The organism is Mycobacterium sp. SMC-13, from assembly GCF_045311035.1.
Taxonomy (GTDB): Bacteria; Actinomycetota; Actinomycetes; order Mycobacteriales; family Mycobacteriaceae; genus Mycobacterium.
In genome coordinates this window covers 136,749-152,141 of sequence record NZ_JBJIAI010000007.1, presented here as the reverse complement: position 1 = coordinate 152,141, position 15,393 = coordinate 136,749, and the positions used below count along the sequence as shown (strand labels likewise).

General features: G+C 68.1%; 14 protein-coding genes. 8 read left to right on the top strand and 6 right to left on the bottom strand.

Annotated features, from left to right (window positions below; all coding sequences use genetic code 11):
• Nucleotides 1–70: 70 nt before the first annotated feature.
• From ACJH6I_RS12715 to ACJH6I_RS12685, 7 genes are all read left to right on the top strand, one after another.
• Nucleotides 71–1,315: a PucR family transcriptional regulator gene (locus tag ACJH6I_RS12715; protein WP_406784144.1), complete on the top strand. Its 1,245-nt coding sequence runs from the start codon at nucleotides 71–73 to the stop codon at nucleotides 1,313–1,315.
• A 198-nt stretch (nucleotides 1,316–1,513) separates the two neighbouring features.
• Nucleotides 1,514–2,446 (top strand): ACP S-malonyltransferase, encoded by a 933-nt coding sequence (locus tag ACJH6I_RS12710; protein WP_212814883.1) that lies wholly within the window; start codon nucleotides 1,514–1,516, stop codon nucleotides 2,444–2,446.
• 92 nt (nucleotides 2,447–2,538) lie between these two features.
• Entirely contained in the window at nucleotides 2,539–2,832 is a 294-nt protein-coding gene (acpM, locus tag ACJH6I_RS12705) for a meromycolate extension acyl carrier protein AcpM (protein ID WP_061006272.1), read from the top strand.
• Entirely contained in the window at nucleotides 2,829–4,079 is a 1,251-nt protein-coding gene (gene kasA, locus ACJH6I_RS12700) for a 3-oxoacyl-ACP synthase KasA (RefSeq protein ID WP_212812164.1), read from the top strand. The genes acpM and kasA overlap by 4 nt, the downstream gene beginning before the upstream one ends.
• Before the next feature lie 22 nt (nucleotides 4,080–4,101).
• Complete coding sequence (gene kasB, locus ACJH6I_RS12695) at nucleotides 4,102–5,370, top strand: 3-oxoacyl-ACP synthase KasB (protein WP_212812165.1); 1,269 nt, start codon at nucleotides 4,102–4,104, stop codon at nucleotides 5,368–5,370.
• Between the two features lie 39 nt (nucleotides 5,371–5,409).
• Nucleotides 5,410–6,837: an acyl-CoA carboxylase subunit beta gene (locus tag ACJH6I_RS12690; protein ID WP_212812166.1), complete on the top strand. Its 1,428-nt coding sequence runs from the start codon at nucleotides 5,410–5,412 to the stop codon at nucleotides 6,835–6,837.
• 97 nt (nucleotides 6,838–6,934) lie between these two features.
• Nucleotides 6,935–7,579: a dihydrofolate reductase family protein gene (locus ACJH6I_RS12685; protein ID WP_212812167.1), complete on the top strand. Its 645-nt coding sequence runs from the start codon at nucleotides 6,935–6,937 to the stop codon at nucleotides 7,577–7,579.
• A gap of 11 nt (nucleotides 7,580–7,590) precedes the next feature.
• On the opposite strand, the gene ACJH6I_RS12680 is transcribed toward ACJH6I_RS12685, so the two are convergent.
• Nucleotides 7,591–8,340 carry an SDR family oxidoreductase gene (locus tag ACJH6I_RS12680; protein ID WP_212812168.1) on the bottom strand — a complete coding sequence of 250 codons (750 nt, stop codon included), beginning with the start codon at nucleotides 8,338–8,340 and terminating at the stop codon, nucleotides 7,591–7,593.
• Nucleotides 8,341–8,428: 88 nt separating this feature from the next.
• Here ACJH6I_RS12680 and ACJH6I_RS12675 point away from each other — a divergent pair, with 88 nt between their 5' ends.
• A complete protein-coding gene (locus tag ACJH6I_RS12675) occupies nucleotides 8,429–9,310 on the top strand; it encodes a LysR family transcriptional regulator (protein ID WP_212812169.1) in 882 nt (293 codons plus the stop codon).
• Here the strand turns inward: ACJH6I_RS12675 and ACJH6I_RS12670 are convergent, their stop codons facing one another.
• From ACJH6I_RS12670 to ACJH6I_RS12650, 5 genes are all read right to left on the bottom strand, one after another.
• Complete coding sequence (locus ACJH6I_RS12670) at nucleotides 9,311–10,591, bottom strand: MFS transporter (RefSeq protein ID WP_212812170.1); 1,281 nt, start codon at nucleotides 10,589–10,591, stop codon at nucleotides 9,311–9,313.
• A gap of 64 nt (nucleotides 10,592–10,655) precedes the next feature.
• Nucleotides 10,656–11,855 carry an acyl-CoA dehydrogenase family protein gene (locus ACJH6I_RS12665; protein ID WP_212812171.1) on the bottom strand — a complete coding sequence of 400 codons (1,200 nt, stop codon included), beginning with the start codon at nucleotides 11,853–11,855 and terminating at the stop codon, nucleotides 10,656–10,658.
• A 3-nt stretch (nucleotides 11,856–11,858) separates the two neighbouring features.
• Nucleotides 11,859–12,992 carry an LLM class flavin-dependent oxidoreductase gene (locus tag ACJH6I_RS12660; protein WP_212812172.1) on the bottom strand — a complete coding sequence of 378 codons (1,134 nt, stop codon included), beginning with the start codon at nucleotides 12,990–12,992 and terminating at the stop codon, nucleotides 11,859–11,861.
• Between the two features lie 256 nt (nucleotides 12,993–13,248).
• Nucleotides 13,249–14,769, bottom strand: a complete 1,521-nt coding sequence (locus ACJH6I_RS12655) for a glycerol-3-phosphate dehydrogenase/oxidase (RefSeq protein ID WP_212812173.1) — start codon at nucleotides 14,767–14,769, stop codon at nucleotides 13,249–13,251.
• Nucleotides 14,766–15,350, bottom strand: coding sequence for a TetR/AcrR family transcriptional regulator (locus ACJH6I_RS12650; protein ID WP_212812174.1), 585 nt, complete (start codon nucleotides 15,348–15,350; stop codon nucleotides 14,766–14,768). The genes ACJH6I_RS12655 and ACJH6I_RS12650 overlap by 4 nt, the downstream gene beginning before the upstream one ends.
• Nucleotides 15,351–15,393 lie beyond the last annotated feature (43 nt).

Below are 15,393 nucleotides of genomic sequence, written 5' to 3'. Positions count from 1 at the left end.
CGACAGGAACCGTCATCTCGGCGCGACCGGATTGGCAGAAGTCTCCAGAAATCAGGCGTAGCTTTTAGTCATGCCTGACAACTCGAACGGCGGTAAGCGGTTCGTTCCGCCCAAGTCGACGCTCGAAGTCCTCGAGAACGTCCCGGACACCGTGCTGCGTCGCCTCAAGCAGTACTCCGGCACCTTGGCGACGCAGGCCGTGCACGCCCTCGAAGAGCGCCTGCCGTTCTTCGCCGAGTTGGAGGCCTCGCAGCGCGCCAGTGTTCACCTGGTGGTGCAGACCGCCGTGGTCAACTTCGTCGAGTGGATGCGCGACCCGAACAGCGACGTCAGCTACACCGCGGAGGCCTTCGAGGTCGTGCCCCAGGATCTGCGGCGCCGCATCGCGCTGCGGCAGTCGGTGGAGATGGTGCGGACCACCATGGAGTTCTTCGAGGAAGTGGTGCCGCTACTGGCCCGCACCGAGGAACAGCTGACGGCACTGACCGCCGGCATCCTGCGGTACAGCCGCGACCTGGCGTTCGCTGCCGCCAGCGCGTACGCCGATCAGGCCGAGGCCCGCGGCGCCTGGGACACCCGGATGGAGGCCAATGTCGTCGACGCTGTCGTGCGTGGCGACGTCGGCACCAGCCTGCAGTCGCAGGCGGCGGCACTGAACTGGGACGCCACCGCGCCCGCCACCGTCGTGGTGGGCTACCCGCAACCCGACCGCGCCGATCTGGCCAGCGAGGACGTCCACGACGTCGCCAGCCGCAACGGTCGCGTCGCCCTGTCCGACGTCCACGGCACCTGGCTGGTGGCCATCATCTCCGGACAGATCGCCCCCACCGATCGGTTCCTGGGCGAACTGATGGGCGTGTTCGCCGACGCCCCGGTGGTCATCGGCCCGACCGCCGCCACGCTGGCAGCCGCCCATTACAGCGCCACCGAAGCCATCTCCGGCATGAATGCGGTGAGCGGCTGGACGGGTGCACCGCGCCCCGTCGCCGCGCGCGAACTGCTGCCCGAACGCGCCCTGCTCGGGGACCGCACGGCCATCGCGGCCCTGGAACTCGAGGTCGTCCGGCCGCTGGCAGACGCGGGTCCGGCGCTGACAGAGACGCTCGACGCCTACCTCGACGCCGGCGGCGCCATAGAAGCGTGCGCCCGTAAATTGTTCGTTCATCCAAACACCGTCCGGTACCGGCTGCGCCGGATCGCCGACTTCACCGGCCGCGATCCCATGGTGCCCAGGGACGCCTATGTGCTCCGAGTGGCCTCGACAGTGGGTCGATTGAGCCGTACCCCCGCTCAAGCCAACCAGCAAACGGCCTGATCAGCACAGTTACAGCAAACCTACCCGCCGGTAGCTATCGACCCCCCACTGTGATCCACATCGCAGCCAGGTCTCGCCAACGTTGCATAACGTGCGTTTTTGTAGACATTCCACAAAACTTTAAGACCAGGTTCATAATCTCTTACACGGCATAAATCCCGCTTCACAGTGTTTTCTTAATCCGTGCCTCAAACACCTGTGCTTGCGCTGCTTGCCCCCGGGCAGGGATCTCAGACGCCCGGCATGCTCACCCCATGGTTGGAGCTGGCCGGTGCGGCTGACCGTCTGGCCACCTGGTCGGAGATCAGCGGTCTCGATCTCGCCCAGCTGGGCACCACGGCGACCGCCGAGGAGATCACCGACACCGCGGTGACCCAGCCGCTGGTCGTCGCGGCCACGCTGCTCGCACACGAAGAGCTGACCAAGCGCGGCCTCCTGGCCGGCGCCACCACGATCGTGGCCGGCCACTCGGTCGGCGAGATCGCCGCCTACGCCATCGCGGGCGTCATCTCCGCCGACGAGGCCATCAAGCTCGCCGCCACCCGCGGCGCCGAGATGGCCAAGGCCTGCGCCCTGGAGCCCACCGGCATGGCCGCGGTGCTCGGCGGCGACGAGGCCGAGGTACTCGCACGTCTCGAAGCCCTGGAACTGGTCCCGGCCAACCGCAACGCGGCGGGACAGATCGTCGCGGCCGGTGCCGTCTCGGCGCTGGAGAAGCTGGCCGAGGATCCGCCGGCCAAGGCCCGCGTCCGTGTCCTGGCCACCGCCGGCGCCTTCCACACGCACTTCATGGGCTCGGCGCAGGAGCCGTACGCGGCTGCCGCGGCGACAGTCACCCCCAGCGAGCCGACCACCACCCTGCTGTCCAACGCCGACGGCCAGCCGGTCGCCGACGCCGCGGACGCCATGGCCAAGCTGGTCGCCCAGATGACCCGCCCGGTCCGCTGGGACCTGTGCTCGGAAACGATGCGGAAGCGCTTCAGTGCCGCACAGGAAGGCCAGGAAGTGACCGGCATCATCGAGTTCCCCCCGGCGGGCACCCTCACCGGTATCGCCAAGCGCGAAGTCAAGGGCGTGCCCACCTTCGCCATCAAGACCCCCGCAGATTTGGACGGACTCACCGAGTTCTGACAGGGCTGTAGGCCTGAAAAGCAACCAACCCGAATCAACCGACCCGGCACACCAAATCCGGTGTGCCGACACAACAAAAAGAAGGAGCCATCGTGGCTGCCAGTCAAGAAGAAATCATCGCCGGCCTCGCCGAGATCATCGAAGAGGTCACCGGCATCGAGCCGTCTGAGGTGACCCCCGAGAAGTCCTTCGTCGACGACCTGGACATCGACTCGCTGTCGATGGTCGAGATCGCCGTCCAGACCGAGGACAAGTACGGCGTGAAGATCCCGGACGAGGACCTGGCCGGCCTGCGCACCGTTGGTGACGTCGTCGCCTACATCCAGAAGCTCGAGGAAGAGAACCCCGAGGCTGCTGCCGCGCTGCGCGATAAGTTCAGCAAGTGACCAGGCCTTCCACGGCTAACGGAGGCTTCCCGAACGTCGTGGTGACCGCCGTGGAGGCAACCACGGCGCTCGCTGCTGACATCGAGAGCACGTGGAAGGGCCTCCTGGCAGGCGAAAGCGGCATCCGTGAGTTGACCGACGATTTCGTCACCAAGTGGGACCTTCCGGTGCGTATCGGTGGCCACCTGGTCGACGATCTCGAGGCCGAGCTCACCCGCGTCGAACTGCGCCGTAACTCGTACGTGCAGCGCATGTCGCTCGTGCTGGCGCGACGGTTGTGGAAGAACGCGGGTGCGCCCGAGGTCGATCCCGACCGTTTCGCCGTCGTGATCGGCACCGGTCTCGGTGGCGGCGAGAAGATCGTCGAAACCTACGACGCCATGAACGAGGGCGGCATCCGCAAGGTCAGCCCGCTCGCCGTTCAGATGATCATGCCCAACGGCGCGGCTGCGGTCGCCGGCTTGGAGCTGGGCGCCCGCGCCGGGGTCATCACCCCGGTGTCGGCGTGCTCGTCGGGTTCTGAGGCCATCGCCCACGGCTGGCGTCAGATCGTCATGGGCGACGCGGACTTCGCCGTCGTCGGTGGCGTGGAAGGCGGCATCGAGGCACTGCCCATCGCGGCGTTCTCGATGATGCGCGCCATGTCGACCCGCAACGACGATCCCGCGGGTGCGTCGCGGCCGTTCGACAAGGATCGTGACGGCTTCGTGTTCGGTGAAGCCGGCGCGATGATGATCATCGAGACCGAAGAGCACGCGCTGGCGCGTGGCGCCAAGCCGATCGCCCGCCTGCTGGGTGCCGGTATCACCTCGGACGCGTTCCACATGGTGGCCCCGGCAGACGGCGGCGTGCGTGCCGGTGCCGCGATGAAGCGTGCACTGGAGACCGCGGGGCTGGACGCCAAGGACATCGACCACGTCAATGCCCACGGCACTGCCACCCCGATCGGTGACACCGCCGAGGCCAATGCCATCCGCGTCGCCGGATGTCAGAACGCCGCGGTGTACGCGCCGAAGTCGGCGCTCGGCCACTCCATCGGTGCGGTCGGTGCGCTGGAGTCCGTGTTGACGGTGCTCGCGTTGCGCGACGGGGTCATCCCCCCGACGCTCAACTACGAGACGCCGGATCCCGCCATCGATCTCGATGTTGTTGCGGGCGAGCCTCGTTATGGCGACTACAAGTACGCCATCAACAACTCGTTCGGGTTCGGTGGACACAATGTCGCCCTGGCCTTTGGGCGTTATTAAGTCGAAGGGACATTGAGCAGTAATGGCAGGGGTAACCGCACAGAGGTTGTCAACGGGGAATGGTCTCCCCAATGTGGTCGTCACTGGTGTAGCCATGACGACTGCCCTGGCGACCGATGCCGAAACCACGTGGCAGAAGCTCCTTGACGGGCAGAGCGGGATCCGTCTTCTCGAAGATGACTTCATCGAGAAGTACGACCTTCCCGTCCGTATCGGTGGGCATCTGCACGAGGATTTCGACAGTGAACTGACGCGCGTCGAACTGCGTCGGCTGTCATATCTGCAGAAAATGTCGACGGTCATCGGCCGGCGAGTCTGGGAAAACGCAGGCTCGCCGGACGTTGACCCCCGACGACTGATGGTGTCGATCGGCACCGGCCTCGGCTCGACCGAGGAACTGGTCTTCGCCTACGACGGCATGCGCGAGCGCGGCCTGCGAGCGGTTTCGCCGCTGGTCGTGCAGATGTACATGCCCAACGGGGCGGCGGCCGCTGTCGGACTGGAGCGCAAGGCCAAGGCCGGGGTGTCCACCCTGATCTCGGCCTGCGCGTCCGGGTCCGAAGCCATCGCCAACGCCTGGCGCCAGCTGGTGCTGGGCGAGGCCGACGTCGCCATCACCGGCGGTGTCGAAACCAAGATCGAGGCAGTGCCGATCGCCGGGTTCGCCCAGATGCGCATCGTGCTGTCCAACACCAACGACAACCCGGCCGGTGCCTGCCGCCCGTTCGACCGCGACCGCAACGGCTTCGTGTTCGGCGAGGGTGGCGCCATGCTGGTGCTCGAGACCGAGGAACACGCCAAGGCCCGCGGCGCCAACATTCTGGCCCGCCTGATGGGCGCGAGCGTCACCTCGGACGGCTACCACATCGTGGCGCCGGACCCCAACGGTGAGCAGGCCGGCTACGCCATGACCCGGGCCATCGAACTGGCCGGGCTCGTGCCGTCCGACATCGACCACGTCAACGCGCACGCGACCGGCACCAGCGTCGGTGACGTCGCCGAGGGCGTGGCCATCAACAACGCCATGAAGGGCCACCGGCCGGCGGTGTACGCCCCCAAGTCGGCGCTGGGCCACTCGGTGGGTGCAGTTGGTGCGGTGGAGTCCATCCTCACCGTGCTCGCGCTGCGCGACGGCGTAATTCCGCCCACACTGAACCTGGACAACCTGGATCCGGAGATCGATCTGGATGTGGTCTCCAAGGCTCCGCGGCAGGGCGACTACAAGTACGCGATCAACAACTCGTTCGGGTTCGGCGGACACAACGTCGCACTCGCATTCGGCCGGTACTGAGCGACGAAGCGCATACCGCGAGATCAAGGAGATTAGAGAATGACGACCCTGGCACCTGAGGCGACGGCCGCCGAATCACTTGATCCTCGCGACCCGCTGCTGCGGCTCTCGACCTTCTTCGACCCGGGCAGCGTCAAGCCGCTGCACGAGCGCGACAAGTCGGGCGTCCTGGCCGCCTCCGGCACCGTCAACGGCGTGCACACCATCGCGTTCGCCACCGACGGCACCGTCATGGGTGGTGCCATGGGCGTTGACGGCTGCGCGCACATCGTCCGCGCCTACGACACCGCCATCGACGAGCAGGCCCCCATCGTGGGCATCTGGCACTCCGGTGGCGCCCGCCTCGCCGAGGGTGTGCGCGCGCTGCACGCGGTCGGCCAGGTCTTCGAGGCCATGATCCGGGCCTCGGGCTACATCCCGCAGATTTCGCTGGTAGTCGGCTTCGCCGCCGGTGGTGCCGCCTACGGCCCCGCCCTGACCGACGTCATCGTCATGGCCCCCGAGGGCCGCGTCTTCGTCACCGGCCCGGACGTCGTCCGCAGCGTCACCGGTGAGGACGTCGACATGGTCTCGCTCGGTGGCCCCGACACCCACCACAAGAAGTCCGGCGTGTGCCACATCGTCGCCGACGACGAACTCGACTGCTACGAGCGCGGCCGTCGCCTGGTCGGCCTGTTCAGCCAGCAGGGCCACTTCGACCGCACCAAGGCCGAGGCCGGCGACACCGACATCAAGGCCCTCATGCCCGAGTCGGCGCGTCGCGCGTACGACGTGCACCCGATCGTCGAGGCCCTGCTCGACGAGGGCGTGCCGTTCGAAGAGTTCCAGTCCAAGTGGGCGCCGTCCATCGTGGTCGGCCTGGGCCGCCTCGCCGGTCGCTCCGTCGGCGTCATCGCCAACAACCCGCTGCGTCTGGGCGGCTGCCTGAACTCCGAAAGCGCCGAGAAGGCAGCACGTTTCGTGCGGCTGTGCGACGCCTTCGGCATCCCGCTGATCGTTCTGGTCGACGTCCCCGGCTACCTGCCCGGTGTCGACCAGGAGTGGGGCGGCGTCGTGCGCCGTGGCGCCAAGCTGCTGCACGCGTTCGGTGAGGCCGTCGTCCCCCGCGTCACGCTGGTGACCCGCAAGATCTACGGCGGCGCGTACATCGCCATGAACTCGCGGTCGCTGGGCGCGACGAAGGTGTTCGCCTGGCCGGACGCCGAGGTCGCCGTCATGGGCGCCAAGGCCGCCGTCGGCATCCTGCACAAGCGCAAGCTGGCCGCCGTCGAGGACGCCGCCGAGCGTGAGGCCCTGCACGAGGAACTGGCCCTCGAGCACGAGAAGATCGCCGGTGGCGTCGACTCGGCCATCGAGATCGGCGTCGTCGACGAGAAGATCGACCCGGCCCACACCCGGTCCAAGATCACCCAGGCCCTCGCCGAGGCCCCGGCCCGCCGCGGTCGCCACAAGAACATCGCGCTGTAATCACGCGACAAACCACAAAACTGCCCCTCTCCTTAGGACGAGGGGCAGTTTTGTTTGTCCGCGATGAATTTCGCCAACCCCGGAGGTCAACACGCACATGACGCAACTGGTGAAAGTGCAGAACTTCAACGTCTCGGCGGACGGCTTCGGTGCCGGTGTCGGGCAGAGTTTCGAGCGGCCCTTCGGCCACGCCGACCCGGGCACCATGTTCGCCTGGGCCGGCGCCACCGCCAGCTGGCCCAACCGCACCGATCCGGGCGGCACCCGCGGCCTTGACGACCACCTCGTGCGCGACTTCCACCACAACATCGGCGCCGAGATCATGGGCGCGGGCAAGTTCAGCCCCTACCGCGGGCCGGCGCGGCTCGACTGGCAGGGCTGGTGGGGCGACGAACCGCCGTTCCACACCCCGGTTTTCGTGATGACGCACCACCTGCGGCCGTCGTTCACGTTGTCGGACACCACATTCCACTTCGTCGACGCGACCCCCGCCGAGGTGCTGGAACTGGCCCGAGAGGCCGCGCAGGGCAAGGACATTCGCATCGGCGGCGGGGCCACGACGGTCCGGGAGTTCCTCGACGCCGACCTGATCGACACCCTGCACATCGTGGTGTCCCCCACCGTGACGCTCGGCGAGGGCTCACGACTCTGGGAGTCCCCCGACGAGCTGCTCGACCGGTACCACTGCGACGTGGTGCCCAGCTCCAGCGGCGTCATCCACCACTTGTTCTGGCGCCGCTGAGCTTTCGGCCACTACCGCGTGGTGTAGCCGCCGTTGGCGAAGATGGTCTGGCCGGTGATCCAGTGGCCCTCGTCGGTGAGGAACACGACCAGCGGGGCGATGTCCTCGATGAGGGTCAGCCGGCCGCCCATCGCCTGCGACTTGTGGAACGCCACGCGCTCCGGGGTCTCCTGGCCGTAGAAGAACGGCGTGTCCATGGGCCCCGGACCCACGTTGTTGACGTTGATCCCGCGCGCCGCGAACTCTTTCGCGGCGGCGCGGGTGAAGTGCTCGACGGGGCTCTTGGCGCCGGCGTAGGTGCTGTAACCGTCGGTGAACGCCGCCAGCAGCGCCGTCACGATGGTGATCACCGATCCGCCGTCGTTGAGCCGGCGGCCCGCCTGCTGCAGGAAGAAGTACGCGGCCTTGGCGTTGATGTCGAACATCGAATCGTATTCGGCCTCAGTGGTTTCCACGATCGGCTTCCGCAGCACCTTGCCGACGGTGTTGATCGCGATGTCGACACCGCCGAACGCCTCGACAGCCGCGTCGAACAGCTTCTCCACGTTGCCGGGAACGGTCAGGTCGCCCTGAACCTTGATGGCCTTGGCGCCGGCGGACTCGATGGCGGCAACGGTCTGATCGGCGTCGGCCTCGGTGGCCGCGCTGTTGTAGTGCACCGCGACGTTGACGCCGCGGGCACCGAGGGTGGTGCTGATCAGGCCGCCCAGGTTCTTGGCTCCGGCGGCGACGACTGCTGTTTTACCTTCGAGATTGCTCATGTGGCCCACGCTAGCCACGGCGGACCACAATTAGAAACGAAACTTTTCTACCTATCCACAAGCAATGGTTGTAGTTAGGGTGGTCGGCATGACCAGGCCGTATCCCGATCTGCGCCGGCTGCAGCACTTCCTCGCGGTCGCCGACGCGGGCGGCTTCACCCGCGCCGCCGACCAGCTGCACCTGAGCCAGCAGGCGCTCAGCAGCTCGATCCGCCAGCTCGAAAAAGAGCTGGGCGCAACGCTTTTCGACCGGGACGGCCGCCGGGTCACCTTGACGCCGGCAGGCCGGCAGCTGCACAGCGATGCGCGCACCCTCCTGGCCGCCGCCCACACCGTCACCGACCACGTGCAGCGCGCGGCCAGCGCCGCACGGGAGAACTACGTCGTCGGCCACACGCCGGCGCTCGAGAGCGTCGAGGTGTACGCACTGCTGGAGCCGGTGATCGACGCCTACCACGACGTGTCCTTCACGTTCCGCCAGATGTTTCCGGATCAGCTGTCCCCCGCGCTGCTCGACGGCTCGATCCAGCTCGCCCTGCGCCGCGGCGTGGTGCCGGACCGCGACCTCGCCACCGCGGTGCTGGGCTATCACGCGGTGCGCGTGGCGGTGCTGAGTTCGCACCCCTTGGCGGGGCGCGACGCCGTCGACCTCACCGACCTGACCGACGAACGCATCGCACTCTGGGCACCGCCCGGCGCGTCGTACTACAGCGACCTGCTGCTCGGCGCCTGCCGCCGCGCCGGATTCGAGCCGGACTATGTCGTGAGTCGCGTACAGGGCGCGGCCACCGTGGCCGCGCCGTTGACGACGGGCGCGGTGGCGTTCGTCACGCATCCGGTGGGGCCGGTGCTGGACGGGCGGGTCACGGTCGTCGACCTCCAGCCGCCGCTGCTGCTGCCGGTGCAGGCCATGTGGCAGCGGCACACGCGCTCGCCGATCCGTGACCTGCTGCTCGCCCAGCAGGCGTAGTCAGGCGCGCGCCAGCAGCGCCTCGTCGGCAAGGTCGTCCAACTCCTTGCCCTTGGTCTCTGGCCCGAACAGATAACCGATCACGGTCAGGAGCCAGATGGCGGACAGCGCCAGATAGGGCGTCTGCACGCCGTAATGACCGATGGCCCAGCCGACGACGGTCGGCGCGGCGATCGACACGATGCGGCCGCCACCGACGGCGACACCAAAGCCGGTGCCGCGCAGCACGGTTGGGAACAGCTCGGAGATGTACGCGTCCCCGACGCCCCAGAGCCAGCCGAGGGTGGCGATGGAGATGGCACCGTAGACCTGGTATTCGGCAAGCGAATCCGACGTGGCCGCCAAGATCGCCGAACCGGCCTCGATGACGGCGCCCAGGATCGCCGAGGGCCGGCGGCCGAAGCGGTCGGCCAACGCGGTGCCGATGAAGACGAAGACGACCTGCAGCAGGAAGAACACCAGGGCGTAGCGAATCGCATCGGTGGTGGACGCGTGGAATCTCTTGACGATGTAGGTGGTCAGGAACAGCGTCGAGCCCCAGTAGCCGACCGCATTGGCGGTGTAGATCAGCCAGCCCACGACCAGCCGCCGCCGTACGCCAGGTAGCTGCCACAGCTTCGCTCGCGGAATGCCGTCGCGCTTCCGTGTCTCGTTGACCTCGGTGTAGCGCGGTGATTCCGTGATGCCCTGGCGGACAAGGAACAGGATGATGGCCGGGACGATCGCCACGATGAACGACGCCTGCCAGCCGAACCGCGGCACCAGCACCAGCGCGACGGCGGCCGCGAGGACGTAACCGAGCGAGAACAACGAGAAGATCACGCCGCCCACCCCGATCGCGCGGGTCTTGGTCGGCCACACCTCGGCGGTATAGGGGGCGCCCACCGCCAGCTCGCCGGCACCGCCCACACCGGTGAGGAAGCGCAGGCCGGTGAACGCGGCCAGATTGGTGGTGATGCCCGCCAGTGCCGTGGTGATGCCGTAGAGCAGGATCGACGCACCGAGCGTGGTCTTGCGGCCCCACCGGTCGGCGGCGATACCGAAACCGATGGTGCCGATGGTGTAGCCGACCAGGAAGATCGACCCGATGTACCCGGCCTGGGCCTCGGTGATCTGCAGGGTCTTCTTGATCTCGGGCAGGACCAGGCCGTAGATGTTCACGGCGTAGGAGTCGAAGCCGTACCCCAGCCCCGCCGTCACCGCCACAAACAACGCCGGTTTGAACGGCTGCGACTTCCGCGGGGGCGAATCGACCTGTGTCTCTTCCAGATTCGCGGACATCTGTCGACGGTATCGGGCACCGGACGGCGTCCGAAGATTCAGAATCGCCCGGATCGCAAGTGGTTCAGATCTGCCCGTGATTGGGCGGCGCGACACCGGAGAGCTCCCACGCGCCGATGTGGTGGTACTTCCAGTCGACGGGGTCGTGCACGCTGTGGGTCCGCGCATTGCGCCAGTGCCGGTCGAGGTCGTGGCGGCGGTCGGTGCCGCTCGCGCCGGTCAACGCGAACAGCTGACTGGCGACGTCGACGGCCACGTCACTGGCGAAGGCCTTGGCCTGCGCAACCGCAATCGAGCCGTGCGCGGCGGCGTCGGGATCGGCGACATCGAGCCCGATGTCTTCGAGTTCGCCTGCGGCCCAACGTAACAGCTGGGTCGACGCGCGCGTCCGGGTGGCGAGCTGACCGAACCGCAGCAGGATGTGCGGATCGTCGCTCGCGGCCTTGGCGCCGCCGTAGCGCACCGCCTCGAAGAACGGCCGGCTGCGGGTGCGGACGAACTCGGCGGCATCGGCCAGGGCACCCTCGGCGATGCCGGCTTCGATGGCGGTGTGCACCAGCTGCGCGCGGGCACCGAGCAGTTGCGGCTTCTCGAATGCCGACCAGTAGGGCACCACCAGATCGCTGTCGACGGCGACGCCGTCGAGCGTGGTGGTGCCACTCACGGTCGAGCGCTGCCCCATGGCGGCCCAGTCCTCGTCGATCGACACCCCGGGGGCGTCACGTTCGACGAAGGCCAGCACGAGACGGTCGGCGGGATCGAGCGCGCTGACCGCCAGCCACCGCGACGTGATGGCACCGGTGCAGTAGTACTTGGTGCCGTCGAGTCGCCACCGCGCACCGTCCTTGACCAGGCGCGTCTTGAGGTCCTGGGCATGGTGACCGCCGCGCTCGGCGAGCACCGGGGCGATGCGCGCGCCGTCGACGACAGCCGGCAGGATTCGGGCCCGCTGCAGTGGTGTGCCGAGCAGGCGCAGGATGTCCACCGCCAGGTAGTGACCCTGCGGCGTCTGCGCCAGCGCGGGATCCGCGGCCGCGACGATCCTGATGACCTCGGCCAGCGTACGCGGCCCGAGCCCGTCTCCCCCGTCGTCGATCGGCACCGTGACGGCCGGCAGGCCCAGCTTGTCGAACTCGGCCACTTCGGCGCGGGGTACCGCACCGGCCCGATCACGTTCTGCCGCACCGGGCTTCACCGATGCCGCGAACTCTTCCGCGACGGCGACGACTTCGGCGTGGCTCCGGGGAGCCCGGGTGCGGGCCATGTCTCAGGAGTGCCGATCAGCGAGCAGGCCGCGCTCCGCCAGGATCGGGATGACGCCCTCGCCGAAGCTGAAGGCCTCTTCCAGATGCGGATACCCGGACAGGATGAACTCGTCGAGGCCCAGCTCGTGGTACTCGGCGATGCGGTCGGCGACCTGCTCATGACTGCCGACCAGTGCGGTGCCGGCGCCACCACGGACCAGACCGATACCGGCCCACAGGTTGGGCGAGACCTCCAGGTTGTCGGTCCGACCGCCGTGGAGGGCCGACATCCGGCGTTGCCCCTCGGACTGCGAGCTGCGCTGCACCTGCTGGGCGCGCTTGATGCTCTCGGGATCGAGGCCCGCGAGCAGTTTGTCGGCCTGCGCCCACGCCTCCTCTTCCGTGGGGCGGCTGATGACGTGCAGCCGAATCCCGAACCGCAGTTCCCCGGCAGCGCGCCGCGCTCGGCCCAGGTTCTTGACCTGGTGACGCACGGCGTCGAGCTTCTCGGCGACCTGAGCGGGCGGCTCACCCCAGGTCAGATACACGTCGGCGTGTTCGGCGGCCACTTCCAGCGCTTCGGCCGACGAGCCGCCCAGGTAGATGTCCGGCCAGGTCTCGGCCGGGATGATCGTCGCGTTCTCCACGGACAGGTGCTTGCCGGTGAAGGTGACCGGCTCGCCGGACCACAGCTGCCGGAAGATCGTGAGGAACTCGGCGGCCCGCTCGTAGCGCTCCGACTTGCCGAGGTAGTCGCCGAAGCGGCGCTGCTCGATGTCATCACCACCGGTGACGACGTTGAGCAGCAATCGGTTTCGCGAGATGCGCTGGTAGGTGGCGGCGGCCTGGGCGACCAGGGTCGGCGCCTGCAGCCCCGGCCGGAAGGCCACGAGGTACTTGAAGTGTTCGGTCCGCTGGGTCAGCGCTGCCGTGAACACCCAGGCGTCCTCACACCAGCTGCTGGTGGGGGTCAGCGCGCCGGTGAACCCGAGTTTCTCCGCGGCGCCGGCCACCAGGCTGAGGTAGTCGAGGTCGGGAGCCCGATCCGCGCCGAAGGCGTCGGCCCGGCTGCCTGCGCCACCGACCGCGTTGCCGAGACTCAGGTCGGTGCGCGAGTCACCGTTGGTCGGCAGGAACCAGTGCAATGTGATTGCCATCGGTCTACCGCGAGAACTCGACGCGACTGCCGTTGCGAGTGGTCGTGGTCAGAACAGGCATTTCTCAACTCCCGGGAACGTGATGCCACCACAAGAGAAGAGCAGTGGCGAATGCAGACTTCTCTCCGGAATCTAGAGCCAAGCGCCGTCACCGGGAACTGCCGTTGACTCCGATCCCGGTGCCGCGACAGGCGTGACCACCGGACGTGGCTGCGATTCCGTCAGAATCATGCTGATTCCAACACGGGTCTTGGAGCTAGATGAACTCCTGTGCCACCTCGGCGACGCGGTCGCGGTCGGCGTCGACGAGCCCGATCCGGGTCCGGCGGTCCAGGATGTCGTCGGCGGTCAGCGCGCCTTCGTGCGTGACGGCGTATTCGAATTCGGCGCGGGTGACGTCGATGCCGTCGGCCACCGGCTCGGTGGGACGCTCACACGTGGCGGCGGCGAACACGTTCGGCGCCTCGGCGCCGTAGCGCGCCACGAGCGACTCCGGCAGCGCCGCAAGACGATCCACTGACACCGGGTTCTCCGGAGCGCCGACCAGCGGCAGATTCCGGGTCCGGCACTCCCCCGCGCCGAGCCCGCGCAGCGACATCGCCCGATTCAGCACATCCTCGGCCATGTACCGGTATTCGGTGAGCTTGCCACCGATGACGCTGAGCACACCGCTGCCGGACACGACGACGGCGTGATCGCGCGACACGTCGGCGGTGTTGCCCTCGCCGGTATCGATCAATGGCCGCAGCCCCGCGTAGGCACCCAGGACGTCGTCCGGCCCCAGGCTCGTCGCCAGCGCGGTGTTGACGGTGTCGAGCAGGAACGTGATCTCGGCCGGAGTCGGTTGCGGCACATCCGGAATGGGGCCGGGCGCGTCCTCGTCGGTGAGGCCGAGGTAGACGCGGCCGAGCTGTTCGGGCATGGCGAAGACGAACCGGTTGAGCTCGCCCGGGATCGGAACCGTCAGCGCCGCAGTCGGATTGCCGAACGCCGCGGCGTCGAACACCAGGTGGGTGCCGCGGCTGGGCCGCAGCTTGATCGCGCCGTCGAGCTCACCGGCCCACACGCCGGCGGCGTTGATCACCGCGCGCGCCGTCAGATCGAAAGTTTCCCCGGTGAGTTGGTCGGTCAGCCGCACCGAGGTGCCGGTGGCGTCGGACGCCGCCACCCGGGTCAGGATGCGGGCGCCATGCTGGGCGGCGGTGCGCGCCACCGCGGTGACCAGACGGGCGTCGTCGATCAGTTGGCCATCGTAGGCGAGCAACGCGCCGTCGAGTCCGTCGCGGCGCACCGCGGGCACCAACTCCGCCGCGCGGGCCGCGTCGACCCGTCCCGACCGCGGCAGGATCGACGCCGATGTGCCGGCCAGCCGGCGCAGGCCGTCGCCGGCGATGAATCCGGTACGCACCAAAGCCCTTGAGGCCCGGTTAATCTCGGACAGCAGCGGCACGAGTTGCGGCATGGCGTGCACGAGGTGCGGGGCGTTGCGGCTCATCAGGATGCCGCGCTCGATGGCGCTGCGCCGGGCGATGCCCACGTTTCCGGTGGCCAGGTAGCGCAGGCCGCCGTGCACGAGTTTGGAACTCCACCGGCTGGTGCCGAACGCCAGGTCGTGCTTCTCGACGAGCACCGTCGACAGTCCGCGGGTCGCGGCGTCCAGCGCGATGCCCACGCCGGTGATGCCGCCGCCGATGACGACGACGTCGACGGTCTCGCCGTCCGCCAGCGCCGTCAGCTCGGCTGTGCGGCGGGCGGCGTTGAGGGCACTGCTGCTCATGGTTTCAGGTATCCGTTCAGGGAGTGCGCGAGTTCGATGTCCAGCGCGGCAACGTCGAGGACAGGCGCGACCATCTGCGCCGACTGGATGGCGGACTGGACGATCAGCAGGCACATGGCGGCGAGTTGCCTGGGGTCGCCGGGGCGGACGCTGCCGTCGGCCTGCGCCGTGGCGAGCGCGCCGGCCAGCACTTCCAGCAGGATCTGCTGGCTGGTGCCCATGCGCTGCGAGATGTAGACCATCGCCAGCGCGGGTGCGCTGCTCAGGACGGACATGATGACTTCGTCGGCGCGCAGCCGCTCCGCCATGCCGACCATGCGTTTGACGATCGCCTCGCGGTCGTCGCCAGTGACGGCAACCTCATTGAGCGCGTTGGTGATTCGTGCCGTCAGCAGCGCCGCGAGGATCGCCTGCGTGTCCGGCCAGCGCCGGTACACCGTCGGCCGGCTGACGCCGGCACGACGTGCGATCTCGGCCAACGTCACGCGATCCACGCCGAAGGCGATCACGCAATCAGCCGCAGCGTCGATGATTCGGGCATCCAGAGAATCCCGAGCTTCATCGTTACTGATTGACATCATGTGTAATACTGTAACGCATGACCGCGACACGTGACCACCTCGA